Annotated in this window: 12 protein-coding genes; 6 read left to right on the top strand and 6 right to left on the bottom strand. The window is 61.9% G+C overall.

Translation table 11 applies throughout. The features are described from left to right. Positions 1-148 precede the first annotated feature (148 nt). From BLW25_RS19265 to BLW25_RS19255, 3 genes are all read left to right on the top strand, one after another. Complete coding sequence (locus BLW25_RS19265) at positions 149-2398, top strand: TonB-dependent receptor (RefSeq protein ID WP_092903205.1); 2250 nt, start codon at positions 149-151, stop codon at positions 2396-2398. A 178-nt stretch (positions 2399-2576) separates the two neighbouring features. Next, positions 2577-3260, top strand: coding sequence for a Fe2+-dependent dioxygenase (locus BLW25_RS19260; RefSeq protein WP_092903203.1), 684 nt, complete (start codon positions 2577-2579; stop codon positions 3258-3260). 3 nt (positions 3261-3263) lie between these two features. Next, positions 3264-4352, top strand: a complete 1089-nt coding sequence (locus BLW25_RS19255) for an alpha-hydroxy acid oxidase (RefSeq protein ID WP_253188592.1) — start codon at positions 3264-3266, stop codon at positions 4350-4352. 253 nt (positions 4353-4605) lie between these two features. Here the strand turns inward: BLW25_RS19255 and BLW25_RS19250 are convergent, their stop codons facing one another. Further along, on the bottom strand, positions 4606-5067 hold the full coding sequence (locus BLW25_RS19250; RefSeq protein WP_092903201.1) for a DUF6891 domain-containing protein: 462 nt from the start codon (positions 5065-5067) through the stop codon (positions 4606-4608). A gap of 469 nt (positions 5068-5536) precedes the next feature. Between BLW25_RS19250 and BLW25_RS19245 the strand changes: the two genes are divergently transcribed. From BLW25_RS19245 to BLW25_RS19235, 3 genes are read left to right on the top strand one after another with little or no spacing between them, the layout of a single operon-like run. Beyond that, the gene (locus BLW25_RS19245) at positions 5537-6415 is read left to right on the top strand and encodes a dimethylarginine dimethylaminohydrolase family protein (protein ID WP_092903199.1); all 879 of its coding nucleotides are present in this window, start codon (positions 5537-5539) and stop codon (positions 6413-6415) included. After that, positions 6412-7077 (top strand): TetR family transcriptional regulator C-terminal domain-containing protein, encoded by a 666-nt coding sequence (locus tag BLW25_RS19240; protein ID WP_092903197.1) that lies wholly within the window; start codon positions 6412-6414, stop codon positions 7075-7077. The genes BLW25_RS19245 and BLW25_RS19240 overlap by 4 nt, the downstream gene beginning before the upstream one ends. Further along, positions 7067-8737: a M20/M25/M40 family metallo-hydrolase gene (locus BLW25_RS19235; RefSeq protein ID WP_092903195.1), complete on the top strand. Its 1671-nt coding sequence runs from the start codon at positions 7067-7069 to the stop codon at positions 8735-8737. Before BLW25_RS19240 ends, BLW25_RS19235 begins: the two co-directional genes overlap by 11 nt. A 143-nt stretch (positions 8738-8880) precedes the next feature. Here BLW25_RS19235 and BLW25_RS19230 read toward each other — a convergent pair whose 3' ends face one another. From BLW25_RS19230 to BLW25_RS19210, 5 genes are all read right to left on the bottom strand, one after another. Then, a complete protein-coding gene (locus BLW25_RS19230) occupies positions 8881-9648 on the bottom strand; it encodes an ABC transporter ATP-binding protein (RefSeq protein ID WP_092903193.1) in 768 nt (255 codons plus the stop codon). 45 nt (positions 9649-9693) lie between these two features. Then, the gene (locus tag BLW25_RS19225; protein ID WP_092903191.1) at positions 9694-10383 is read right to left on the bottom strand and encodes an ABC transporter permease; all 690 of its coding nucleotides are present in this window, start codon (positions 10381-10383) and stop codon (positions 9694-9696) included. Beyond that, positions 10383-11093 carry an ABC transporter permease gene (locus BLW25_RS19220; RefSeq protein WP_092903189.1) on the bottom strand — a complete coding sequence of 237 codons (711 nt, stop codon included), beginning with the start codon at positions 11091-11093 and terminating at the stop codon, positions 10383-10385. The genes BLW25_RS19225 and BLW25_RS19220 overlap by 1 nt, the downstream gene beginning before the upstream one ends. A 65-nt stretch (positions 11094-11158) precedes the next feature. Continuing rightward, positions 11159-11941 (bottom strand): transporter substrate-binding domain-containing protein, encoded by a 783-nt coding sequence (locus BLW25_RS19215; RefSeq protein WP_092903187.1) that lies wholly within the window; start codon positions 11939-11941, stop codon positions 11159-11161. A gap of 40 nt (positions 11942-11981) precedes the next feature. Then, complete coding sequence (locus tag BLW25_RS19210) at positions 11982-12782, bottom strand: dimethylarginine dimethylaminohydrolase family protein (protein WP_092903186.1); 801 nt, start codon at positions 12780-12782, stop codon at positions 11982-11984. Positions 12783-12837: the final 55 nt, after the last annotated feature.

Here is a 12837-nt window from a genome sequence, read left to right as displayed (position 1 = left end):
AGGTGTTGGAAGGGCAACCAGGTAAAATTGTCGTAAATCGTCTTCGCGGCAGCGCTGAAACCATAGAGCAAGCCAGAATTTCAAGCCAGCTCCCCCACATGTTCGCCCCCGCGGCCCTCCGGCCCGGATTCTTATTACGGGAGCCTCCATGAGCTATTCTTCGAAGTCCTCTGCCGGAAACGGCCTGCGTCCTATGCCGACACTCGGGCTGCTGCCGGTCCTTGCGATCTCGGCCACCATCGCCGGTGACGCCCATGCGCAAACCACCGATTCAGAACATCTGGGCACTATCGTGCTGCATTCGGGCGGCGCGCAGGGCGAAGCCGCGAATGACTATCGCGTCACCGAAGGCTCTTCTGAAAAATTCACCCAGCCGATCGTCGATACGCCGAAGACGATCACCGTCATCACACAGCGCCAGATGGAAGAGCGCAATGCCACCTCGGTGCTGGAAGTTCTGCGCACCACCCCTGGCGTGACGCTCGGCTCGGGCGAAGGCGGCACGCCGATGGGCGACCGTTTCTTCATCCGTGGCTACCAGGCCGCCACCGATATGATGATCGACGGCGTGCGCAATCTGGGCCGGACCTCGAGTGAATCCTTCAATGTGGAATCGGTCGAGGTGGTCAAGGGCCCCGGTGGCGCCTATTCGGGCCGTGGCGCGACCGGCGGGTCGGTCAATCTCGTGACCAAACAGGCGCAACTGGGCGAAAGCTTCAACACCGCCTCTGCAACCGTTGGCAATGGCAAGCATAAGCGCCTGAGCTATGACGGCAATTTCGACCTCGGTCAGGATATGGCGCTGCGTCTCAACGTGATGGCGCAGGATTCGGGCGTGCCGGGCCGCGATGTGCTGGAGGATGACCGGAAAGGTATCGCGCTGGCCTTCACCAAGGGCCTGGGCGCCAGCAAGGTCTCGCTGAACCTGTCGCATGACGAGGCGCATGGCACCCCAGATCTCGGCGTGCCGATGGAGACCGCAGGCTGGCGGACACGCAACGGCGGGCCGGCGATTTCGACCGACAACCCAGGCCGTCCGATTGAAGTGATGCCGGACAGCGCCTTCTTCGGCTCGGCTTATCGCGACTTCCGCGATGTGACGAACCAGAGCGCGATGCTGAAATTCGAACATGAATTCAGCGAGACTCTGAAATGGGACACCACGCTGGCCTGGATCGGGTCCGAGCAGCACTACATGATGACGCGCCCGACCATGAGGGGAAACACCGATCAGGTGGTACGCGATCTGCGTTCTGGTGCGAAAAAGAACCGGGCAGTCGCGTTCCAGACCGGTCTCAGCGGATCGTTTGAAACCGGCACGCTCACGCATGATTTTGCAGTTGGCCTCGAATATTCGAAAGAAAAGATCGGATCGGCGAGCCTGATCGGCACCGGACCGCTTGTCGGAAGCAATCCGACGCCACCGACGGTAGGAACCACTCCGGTCGGCAGCCCCAACCCCTTTGATCCGGTGCAATATCCTGGCTACAGCTGGGGCGCATGGGGCACCCCGATCGAGACCACTACCAAAGCGCTCTATCTCTTCGACACCATCCATTTCGACCCGCAATGGTCGCTGGATCTGGGGCTGCGTTACGACAAGTATAAAGTCGAAGACGACACACGTTCGCGCAAAGACAATATGCTGAACTACTCGGCCGCGCTGGTCTATAAGCCGGCGCAGAATGGCAGTGTCTATTTCGCCATCGGCACCTCGTCGAACCCGTCGGGCGAATGCGCCGGCATGGCGGGCGGCGCAGATGGCGCTGGCGCCTGCACGCTGACTGCCGGCAGTGTCAATCTCGACCCGGAAAAGAGCAAGAGCTACGAGCTCGGCACCAAATGGGAGCTGTTTGACAGCCGCCTGCTCGTTTCGGCCGCCCTGTTCCGCACCGAGAAGAAGAACGCCCGTGTGACCGACCCGATCACCGGCGTTGGTGTTGCTCTGGCCGGCGAGAGCCGCGCGCAAGGCATTGAGCTCGGCGTTGCGGGTCAGATCAATGATCAGTGGGGCGTCTCGCTCGGCTATGCCTATACCGATGCGGAAGTGATCAAAGGCGGCGGCACCACCGGCGCCAATGACGGCAAGCAGATGCAGTTCAATGCGAAGAATAGCTTCAGCCTGTGGTCGACCTATGCGGTCAATGACAAGCTGACCCTGGGTGGTGGTGCGACCTTTACCGACAAGCGCTGGCTTGATGCGGCGAACACGATGATCCTGCCGTCGCAATGGCGCTTTGACGCCATGGTCGCTTATGAGCTGACCGAGGCCACCGTGCTGCAAGTCAATATCAACAACCTGCTGGACGAGCGCCTCTATGACGCCTCGCATGTGGGGATTTTCGCGAACCGCGCTCCTGGCCGTTCGGTCACCGCCAAGATCGATTACCGGTTCTGAGCCGGGCACGCTGCCCCTGGCTGACCTGATCCTGGAAAGGGGCGGCGCAATGTCGCCCCTTTTCCAAATCTGAAGACTGCACATCTGCCGCCCGCCTTCCTGTCCGGCCCCGCCCGATCCGGGCTTACCCAGGTGCGGGTCGCGCGCTATCCTTGCCAGAAACCAGACGGAGCTGCCCATGCTTGTCACCATTCCCGATCTGCTGACCAAAGAAGAAGTGGCGTATATCCGTCAGGTGCTTGAAGGAACCGACTGGGTCGACGGGCGTGTGACCGCAGGCGATCAGGCGGCGCAGGTAAAGCTGAACCTGCAAGTGCCGCAAGACAGCCCCGTTGGTCGCGAATTGTCGCAGATCGTGGCGCGTGCGCTTGGCCGCAACCCGGTCTATTCTTCGGCGGTTCTGCCGCTGCATGTGTTGCCGCCGATGTTCAACCGCTATGATACCGGCATGACCTTTGGCGCGCATGTCGATGGGTCAATCCGGGTCGTGCCCGGCTCCGGCCAGCGCATCAGGACCGATGTCTCGACCACGGTCTTCCTGACCCCGCCCGAAGACTATGACGGCGGCGAACTTGTCGTGCATGACACTTACGGCACCCATAACGTCAAACTGGCCGCGGGGGCTGCGGTGATCTATCCGGCAACCTCGCTGCATGCGGTGACGCCGGTCACGCGTGGCTCCCGCTGGGCCTCGTTTTTCTGGGCACAATCCATGCTGCGCGATGACTGGCAGCGCCATATGCTTTACGATCTGGATCAGGCGATTATGCGGATCCGGTCACTTTTGCCCGATGATGACCCGGCGGTGACCGCATTGACTGCGCATTACCACAATATGATCCGCCAATGGGCCGAGGTCTGAGCCTTGAGCCAGGATTTTGCGATCCCGCCTGATGTTGTCGCCTTGTCCGATTATGCGAGGCTTGCTCAGAAGCGACTGCCGGCGATGGTCTCGGCCTGGCTGGACGGGGGCGCGGGCGACGGCGTGACCCATGCGGCCAATCTGACGGGCTGGGACAGGATTCGGCTGGCGGGAGGAGTGCTTGCGGATATGCGCGGGGCCTCGACCGGCCTTTCACTTTATGGCCTTGCGCTGGATCATCCCGTGCTGCTGGCGCCGGTGGCTTATCACCATCTCGCCCATCCGGAAGGTGAAATCGAGACCGCACTAGGAGCGGCCGCGACCGGTGCGGTTATGACCCTGTCAACGCTGGCCTCGACGCGGATCGAGGATTTCGGTTCGGTGGCGCAGGGGCCCTGGTGGTTCCAGCTTTATGCCCAGGCCCGGCGCGAGGATACCGAAAGCCTAATCCGGCGCGCCGAAGGGGCAGGTGCGCGCGCGCTGGTGCTGACGGTCGATGCACCGGTCAAACTGCGCAATACCGAAGAGAGGATCGGTTTTCGCCTGCCCGACGGGATCGGGGCGGTCAACACTATCGGCATGGCGCCGCCCCGGGTTACCGCAATGCCCGGTCGCAGCGCCGCGTTTCTGGGGCTACTGGAGACACAGCCGAGATGGGAAGACCTGGCCTGGATCCGCGCCGCAACACGCCTGCCGATTCTTCTGAAGGGGGTTACGAGACCCGCGGATGCAATCCGGGCCATTGCGGCAGGCATCGACGGGATCATCGTCTCGAACCATGGTGGACGGGCGCTTGACGGCCTGCCCGCCTCTGCCGAGATCCTGCCCCGGATTGCCGAAGCCACAGCGGGGCGGGTGCCGCTGATCTGCGATGGCGGCATCCGGCGCGGCACCGATATTCTGAAAGCGCTGGCGCTCGGGGCGGCGGCGGTGATGGTGGGGCGCCCGCAGATCCATGCGCTTGCGACCGGCGGCGCAAGCGGGGTCGCGCATATGGTCACCATTTTGCGGGCCGAGCTTGAAGTGGCAATGGCACTGACCGGTTGCAACTCACTCGCAGCGATCAGCCGCGATGTGCTGTGGCAGGACTGAATGGGACAACAGGCCAAAGGGTATCGCCGTCTGGCTGAACAACGGGGGCTTGCGTGCTGCTTTGTGGGCTACGCAACATCAGGCCCCGTTAAGGGGAGAAGCGCCGGCCCAACCCGGCCGGGGTCTGCCGTCCAATCTTTCTGTGCCCTGCCGCCAGATGGGCCAACGTCATTCGGGCAGAACGACCGGTCGAAGAGGGCTGTTCGCATAGTGTGACACTGTCAAAGCTTCTGGGCCATTGACCGGTCAGTTACTATGCCAGATGAACGACCGGCCTCATGTATTTTGAACCATCCCACCGCACATTCATCCCTGCGAGCTGAAACTGGTTAACGACAATCTTGCTGGCAACCACGATCCAGTTTGATTGAAACGAAGGGGGTGCCCACAGGCCCAGACGGAGCTCATTCGTGATGAGAGCCCGGTCAATGTCGGAGCGGCAGTAAAAGCAGGCTGCAAATTTCGGTGCTGAGGCGTCAGAGCCGGATAGTCTGAGCTGATTGAATTGATACGTAACGCGGCTGATACCTTCGTCCTGCTCGGCGCCCGCATCCTGCATCGTCAGAACACCAAGGGCTTCGATGCCTTCAAATACCCGCCCGACCGTACTGTGGATCTCAATCCGCTTCTCAGCTTCTGTACCTGAATCGCTCGATTCATCTGGACAAGCGTATTGTCTGACTTCGTTACTTTTAACCAACAACTGTTGCGACACTATACCATACACCTTCTGTTGAAGCCTTGTTTTAAACCCACAGCACCACGACTAAACGAAAGATCGGCATGTTCGGTTTCATGCCGCCGAAAATAAAAGCTCGTAAGCAGGCCCGGGCTTCGCTTGCTCCGTGCAGCCGCCGGCTGGGTATCACAATGGCGGTCCGCCCGGGATGGCGTTATTTTATGCAAATCCGCTCATAATCTGAGCATATATGCACAACTCAGGCAGCGTCTTTTGACTGCCCCGCCCGGTGATCTGCGCGACCGTATCGCCCCCGAACCCGTCCGCGAAATTGCATGTCCCCGTCATGGCCGCCTTGCCTCGGAATCAGCGAGGGAACGTTCGCGAAACATGGTGCAATTCGCACCTCTGCGAAGCGTGGCCGGGGCCTTGACGGCGCTGCCCTTCCGATCTTATTGATCACCTGACCAATAAGGTATCGTGACGCGCAACAAGGGAGAGACCCATGGCACAATACGGTTCACAGGAAATGTCGGCGCCTTTGCTGAAGGTGATGATGCGGCGGCCAGGGGCAAGCCTCATCAAGGCCGATCCCGCTGACTGGAACTATGTGACCCCCTTCGACAGCGCCAAAGCCATCGCGCAATATCAGGGCTTTGCCGATCTGATCGTGAAGGCCGGGGCCGAGATCATCTGGCTTGAGGATCAGGACGACGGCCTTGCCGATGCGATGTTCACGCATGACCCTTCACTGATGACCGACAAGGGCGCGATCATCCTAAATATGGGCAAGCTGCGCCGCCGGGATGAACCCGCTCTGCACGAGGCCGTCTATCAGCAGCATCAGATCCCGGTTGCAGGCCGGATCACCGGCGAGGCAACCGTCGAGGCCGGTGACTGTATCTGGCTTGACCCAAAAACGCTGCTCGTCGGGCGCGGCATCCGCACCAATCAGCTCGGCATCGACCAGCTGACGGCAATTCTTGCGCCCGAGGGTGTCAGCATCCTGGCCTTTGACCTGCCGCTCTGGGACGGTGAAGCCGCCTGCCTGCATCTCTTGTCGGTCCTGAGCCCGCTGGCGGATGACCTGGTGCTGGCCTTCCTGCCGCTGCTGCCGGTCGCGCTTTACAGGCTTTTGAAACAGCGCGGCATCCGCATCGTCGAGTCGCCGAAGGATGAGTTCCTCGCCAGCAACGGCCTCAGCCTCAATGTGCTGCCGACCCGCCCCAATGAGCTGATCATGCTCAGCGGTTTCCCGAAAACCAAGGCCGCGCTCATCGCCGCCGGCTGCACGGTGGAAACCTTCGAGGGCGACGCGCTTTGCATCGCCTGCGAAGGCGGGCCAACCTGCCTCACCCGTCCGGTTCACCGGCAAGCGGCGTGACAAAGGCCCCGGCCTGGCGGCGGATCCCCGAGGCGCAACGCCGGGGTGATCTGGTCGAGGCGGCGCTGGATGTGATTGCGCAATCGGGTCTGCAGGGCGCGACCTTTCGCGAGATCGCGAAACAGGCCGGGGTTGCCCCCGGTCTGATCGCGCATCACTTTGAAAGCAAAGAGATCCTGCTGCAGGAGGCATACCGCAGGGTGGTCTCTGTCCTGACCTTCACCGATGAGGAGGAGGCAGGATCCGCTGCGGAAAATCTGCGCCGTTTCATCGTGGCCAATCTGACGGAGCCGGTTTCCAACAACCGAAATCTGGCGCTCTGGTCGGCTTTTATCAGCCAGGTGAGCCATAACCCAACGCTGGCCGGGATCCATTGCGAGGGCTATCTGGCCTTTCGCAACAAGCTGCAGCGCCTGATCGTGGCTTTCCTTGCAGCGCGCGGCAAAGAGATCGATGAGACCCGCGCCCATCGGCTTGCCGTTGCGATCAATGCACTGATGGACGGGCTCTGGCTGGAAGGCCGGCTTGCAGGCGGGCTTTTTGAAGAAAATGAACTGGTGACGGTGGCCCTGTCATCGGTTGAGGCCCTGACGGGCGAGAGTTTTGCGCCGCCCGGAGAGGGTGAGAATGACATGCCGGCGAGGATGATCGATGGTGAATGAAGAACAGCCCGGCAGCGGCCAGACCGGGCGCGCGGTTCAGGGTAAAAACGCGGCGCGCTGCCTGGATCATGCCCTGCGCCTTGTGGAATGGGCGAGCGAGACCGGCACCCCGGGCGAGGCGGCGTTCGGCGAGAAAGCCGCCGCCCTTTTGCGCGGGCTGCCCTGTTTCGCGGATCATCCTGAACGGGTGCGCCTGATTGCCAGCCATGGCGAGCCAGAACGACAGATCGTGGTCGGGCTTGTGCGCGGGAGCGGGCGGCGCACCCTGGTGCTTGCGGGCCATTATGATGTGGTTTCCGCGTCGAATTACCGCGATCTGGCGGATCTCGCCTTCTCGCCCGAACCGTTGCTGGCCGCGCTGCGCCAGGATCTGGCCAGCCGCCCGCTTTCCCCCGCCGAGGAAAAGGCGCGGGTCGATTTCGAAAGCGGTGATTTCCTGCCAGGACGCGGCCTTCTCGATATGAAAAGCGGCATCGCAGCCGGGATCACCACGCTCGAGAATTTCGCAGCCTCGGGCGCGGCAGAGGGCAATTTGCTGCTCGCCATGACGCCGGATGAGGAGGCCAGTTCGCAGGGGATGCGGGCCTTTCGCGACATCCTGCCCGAGCTCGCGCGTGAATGGGATCTTGAGATCGCGGGCGGCATCAATCTTGATGCGACCAGCGATCAGGGCGACGGCGCCGGGGGCCGGGCGATCTACAAAGGCACGATCGGCAAGCTCCTGCCGTTTGCGATGGTCGTGGGCAAGCCCTCCCATGCGAGCTACCCGTTCGACGGGGCCAGCGCGCATCTGATTGCGGCCCATCTGATGACTGCGATGGAGACCAACCCCGATCTTTGCGACCGGGGCGGCGCTGAGGTCTCGCCGCCGCCGATCTGTCTTGACGGGGGTGACTTCCGCGCGGGCTATGATGTGACCACGCCGGAACAGGTCTGGCTGGCCTTCAACTGGCTGTCGCACAGCCGCAGCCCCTCGGCGCTGATGGCGCAGTTCCACAACCTTGCGGAAAGCGCGCTTGCGGCGGCGATGGCGGCTTTCGCGCGCAACCGGCAGGCCTTTACCGGCGAAGTGGCGGAGCCCGAGCCCTCGCGCGTTCTGACAATCGCAGAACTGATGCGCCTTGTTGCCGCGCGTGAAGGTCAGGCCGCGCTGGAAGAGATCCTTGCGACGCCGCCCGCCCACGACAATCCGCTGGCGCTCAGCCGTGCGCTTTGCACGCGGCTGGTGGCGCGTGCGGGGCTGAACGGGCCGGCGATTGTGCTGGGCTTTGGCAGCCTGCATTACCCGCACAGCCATCTCGATCCCGACCGGGCCGAAGATGCGGCGCTGATGGGGGCGATTGAGACCGCAAGGCACGAGATCCTCGCCGCGACCGGCGTGCAGATCTGCTGGCGAGACACCTTTGTCGGCATCTCGGACATGAGCTTTCTGGGCAATGTCCCGCCACCGGAAGACGCAAGGATCGTCGCGGAAAACACGCCCGCCCGGCGATATATCGACCATGTGCCGGATAATGCGCTGCGCTTTCCGGTGGTCAATATCGGCCCCTGGGGGCGCGAATATCACCAACGGCTGGAACGGGTGCACGCCCCCTATGCCTTTGAAACACTGCCGGATTTTCTGACGGCAATCGTTGCGCGCTTCTTCGCGCAGGGATAGGGGCGCGAAGGGGGGCGTCACGCGGGCAGCGAAATCGTCATGAAACGCCCGCTTACCATCGCGACAAGTGCCGCCGCGATGGTGGCCTGGTGCCCGCGGCCTGCGGTGTCAGAGATTTCCCCTGTTCTCTTTCTCAGGGGGCCTCATGCAACCATGCGGAGGAACTGGCGCAGCCGGTCCGATTTCGGATTGCTCATCATGTCGGAGGGCGCGCCGCGCTCTTCGACCAGGCCCTGATGCAGGAAGACCACCTCGGAGGAGATGTCCCGCGCCAGCGCCATTTCATGGGTGACAAGGATCATGGTGCGGCCCTCGGCAGCAAGCCCTTTGATCACCTGGAGCACTTCCTGCACCAGCTCAGGGTCAAGCGCCGAGGTCGGCTCGTCAAAGAGCATGACCTCGGGATTCATCGCCAGCGCGCGTGCGATGGCCACGCGCTGCTGCTGCCCGCCGGAAAGGCGCGAGGGATAGCTGTCTTTCTTTTCGCGGATACCGACCTTTTCAAGCAGTTGCTCGGCCTCGGCCACGGCCTGGTCGCGCGACAGGCCCAGCAGGTGGCGCGGCCCTTCGATGATGTTTTCCAGTACCGTCATATGCGCCCAGAGATTGAAGTTCTGGAACACCATGCCAAGGCGCTGGCGGACCAGTTCCAGCTGCCTGCGGTCGGCGCGCGGCATCCTGCCCTTGACGGGCCGGGCGCGGATCACCTCATTGCCGACGATGATTTCGCCGCTGTCCGGGGTTTCGAGATAATTGATACAGCGCAAAAGCGTGCTTTTCCCGGACCCACTTTGCCCGATCAGCGAGATGACATCACCGCGCCTTGCCTCGAGGCTGACGCCTTTGAGGACTTCGAGCGGGCCGAAACTCTTGCGGATATCCCTGACCGCAAGCGCGATATCATTGGCCATCTTGTTTAATCCTTTCCGCAGCGCGCGGTTTGGCCCATCGCCCGGTCATCGGGCGCGATAGCTGGTTGCTTTGCGCTCAAGCAGTGTCGTGAGCTGCGTGAGGATGAGAACGACGACGAAATAGATGATCGCAGCTGCGATCAGCGGCTCGAGGATCATCATGGTTTCGCGCTGCAGCGCGCGGGCAGTGCCAAGCACTTCCATGATCGTGACCGTCGAGGCGAGCGAAGTCGCCTTCAGGAGGATGATCACATCGCTGGCCAGAACCGGCAGCGCCGCATGGAAGGCCTGCGGCAGCGTGATGCGGCGGAAGATGCGCCCCGGGCTCATGCCGATGGCACGGGCGGCCTCGATCTGGCCTTTGGGCACCGCAAGAATGGCGCCGCGCAATACTTCGGCATTGTAGCAGGCCTGGCTGATGGTCAGCACAAGGATCGCATACCAGATCGCATTGCGCAGATAGGGCCAGAGCCAGGAATGGCGCACCCAGGTTCCGGGCAGCAGTTCGCCCAGCCCATAATAGACCAGATAAAGCTGCACGAGGAGCGGTGTGCCCCGCATCACAAGACCCAGCGTGAACGAGGGCCAGACAAGGATCCGGTAGCCTGAAATCCTGGCCAGCGCCAGGAGGATGCCGAAAATCAGCCCGAGTGTGCCGGCGACTGCAGTCAGCATCAGCGTAAGCGGCAGCGCCTTTATCAGCGGCGGCAGAAACTGAAGAATATCGCTGATCATCAGAACCCCCTTCCCACACGCTTTTCGATGCGATGGATGATCGCCATGGAAACCAGCGATATGAGGAGGAAGGCAGCGGCAACCACGCTGTAGAAGAGCCCGTATTCCTTGGTCACCCCGGCGGCGCGATAGGCGGTAAAGAGCAGCTCGTTGAACGTGCCAAGCACGGCCACAACGGCACTTTCCTTGGTGATGGCAAGCCAGAGATTGCCCAGGCCCGGCACCGAATGGCGCAGCATCTGCGGCAGGACGATCCGCCGGAACAGAAGCGCACGCGGCATGCCGATGGCCTCGGCGGCCTCGGTCTGGCCCTTTGGCACCGCAAGGATACCAGCGCGCATCACCTCGGTCATGAAGGCGCCATTGACGAAGGCCAGTGCGACGACCGCAGCCCAGAACCCGCTGAATTCAAACCTGTCACTGACCAGCCCAAGGCTCTTCAGCAGCTTTTCCGCCCCGCCGACCAGCGAGAAATAGACGATCAGGATGACCAGCAATTCGGGCAGAGAGCGCACAATCGTCGTATAGGTATTGGCAATGCCGCGCAGTATGCGGCTCGCGGACAGTTTGCTCAGGGCCGCCAGAAGTCCGATCATGAGCGACAGCCCATAGGCAATCACTGACACGACGATCGTCATCATGAAGCCATGCAGAAGTTGGTCGCCCCAACCGGCATCACCCCAGCCGAGCAATTCCCATTTTGAGTCCATCGGCCTGTATTCGCCCTTGCAGAAAATCGGGGCAGTGCCGACTGGCCCTGCCCCGGAAGGATTGCTTACTCACGACCCCATTTGGTCAGGATCTCTTTGGCGGTGCCGGCCTCGAGGAGCTTCCCGAGCGCGGTATTCACCTTGTCGAGGGTCTCGGCATCGCCCTTGCGCACGGCATAGGCCACGCCTTCGCCAAGGACAATATTATTGGGCAGGCGCATCTTGGTTTCATATTCCGCGCCATCGGCCGAGGTCAGGAAGTCTTTGCCGTAATCGCTGTCCACGACGATGTAATCGACGCGGCCCGCCATGAGATCCGAGATCGCATTATCGGCATTATTGTAGTTCTGGGTGCCATTGCCGGGCAGGTAGATCGCGATGTAATTCGCCTGGATCGTTGCGGCCTGCACGCCGAAGATGACGCCATCAAGACCTTCCTCCGACAGCACTTCGCCCTCGCCATTCGGATCCTTGACCAGCGAAAGCGGACGGCTGTCTGCTTTGGCGCCGATGACGTCGGTCTGGGCGTAGACATAGGGCGTGCTGAAATCAACGACTTCGCGACGCTTATCGGTGACCGAGAAGGCACCGACGATAAAGTCGAACTTTTTCTCCTGGAGGGCGGGGATCAGCGCCTCCCAGGTCATCTGGCGGATTTCGCAGCCTTCCGGGATATTGGCGCAAAGCAGATTGGTCAGTTCGGCCTCGATACCGATCCAGGTGCCCGAGGAATCGAACGAGGTCATCGGCATATAGGGCTCGGGGCTGACGCCAAGGCGCAGCGGTTCGCCATGGGCGGCGGTCGAAACCGCCGCGAGGACTGCCATGGAGAGGAGGGTCTTTTTCATCGTCTTTCCCTGTCAGGAGTTGGGGGTGGTTTGTTTTTACTTATTTTTTGGGATCAAACCAGCGAAGAGACATGCAGGACAGGCCCGCATCCACTTTGCCGATCTGGGTCGTGTCGATGGCGACGACATTCAGGCCCTCAGCGGTCAGCAGGTCGATGGTGCGCGGGAAGGTCTTGCCCACCAGCACCACGTCATTCACGCGCAGCGCATTTGCGGCGGCTTCTTCGCCCTCGGGCACGATCAGGGTGCGCAGCCCGGCAAACACGCCCGAGGCTGCCAGCCGGCCCGTCGAAAGCACCAGATCATCACCAACCAGCGAGCAGTCGGTCTTGAAATGCAGCACGCCTTCGGGCGTGGCCACGATGGAGGATTTGAGACCAAGCTGCGTCAGACAATCCTGCAACGCCTCGGCCCCCTTGCGGTCAGTCCTGGCCGAGAGGCCGATCATCACCTGGTCCGGTGTGGTCAGGATATCGCCGCCATCGGCATAGCCACCCTCGGCGAGTTCCAGCACGGTCGCGAATTTTTCGCGCAGGACCGGCGCGATATGCTGCGTTTCGCGCATCCGGGTCTCGGCGCCCGGGCGCAGGATCACCGCGCCTTCGGAAAACACCAGCGCAGGGTCTTCGACGAAAACGGAATCCGGGAATTCTTCCAGCGCCGGCAGAAGCGTGACTTCGCAGCCGGCATCGGTCAGCGCCGCGATATAGGCCTCATGCTCAGCCTTCACGCCCTCATAGGTCGGGTTGCCGGTATCCAGCGCCCGCAGGCCATTCACAATCGAACGCGACGGCGCGCGCAGAATGACCGAGTTGAAACGGTAAACGGGGGTCGTGGTCATGGAAGTCACCTGAAGATGGGGCCGAAAGGAAGTCCCGCAGCGGGGGTTGCAGTTT

The organism is Rhodobacter sp. 24-YEA-8, from assembly GCF_900105075.1.
Classification (GTDB): domain Bacteria; phylum Pseudomonadota; class Alphaproteobacteria; order Rhodobacterales; family Rhodobacteraceae; genus Pseudogemmobacter.
The sequence above is the reverse complement of the archived record's forward strand: the minus strand, read 5'-3'. Positions and strand labels throughout refer to the sequence as shown.

Bases quoted from the DNA above. Each gene is read 5' to 3' on its own strand.
- BLW25_RS19245 (WP_092903199.1), top strand. From the start codon at position 5,537: ATGGCACAATACGGTTCACAGGAAATGTCGGCGCCTTTGCTGAAGGTG.
- BLW25_RS19225 (WP_092903191.1), bottom strand. From the start codon at position 10,383: ATGATCAGCGATATTCTTCAGTTTCTGCCGCCGCTGATAAAGGCGCTG.
- BLW25_RS19220 (WP_092903189.1), bottom strand. From the start codon at position 11,093: ATGGACTCAAAATGGGAATTGCTCGGCTGGGGTGATGCCGGTTGGGGC.
- BLW25_RS19230 (WP_092903193.1), bottom strand. From the start codon at position 9,648: ATGGCCAATGATATCGCGCTTGCGGTCAGGGATATCCGCAAGAGTTTC.
- BLW25_RS19260 (WP_092903203.1), top strand. From the start codon at position 2,577: ATGCTTGTCACCATTCCCGATCTGCTGACCAAAGAAGAAGTGGCGTAT.
- BLW25_RS19215 (WP_092903187.1), bottom strand. From the start codon at position 11,941: ATGAAAAAGACCCTCCTCTCCATGGCAGTCCTCGCGGCGGTTTCGACC.
- BLW25_RS19265 (WP_092903205.1), top strand. From the start codon at position 149: ATGAGCTATTCTTCGAAGTCCTCTGCCGGAAACGGCCTGCGTCCTATG.
- BLW25_RS19210 (WP_092903186.1), bottom strand. From the start codon at position 12,782: ATGACCACGACCCCCGTTTACCGTTTCAACTCGGTCATTCTGCGCGCG.
- BLW25_RS19235 (WP_092903195.1), top strand. From the start codon at position 7,067: ATGGTGAATGAAGAACAGCCCGGCAGCGGCCAGACCGGGCGCGCGGTT.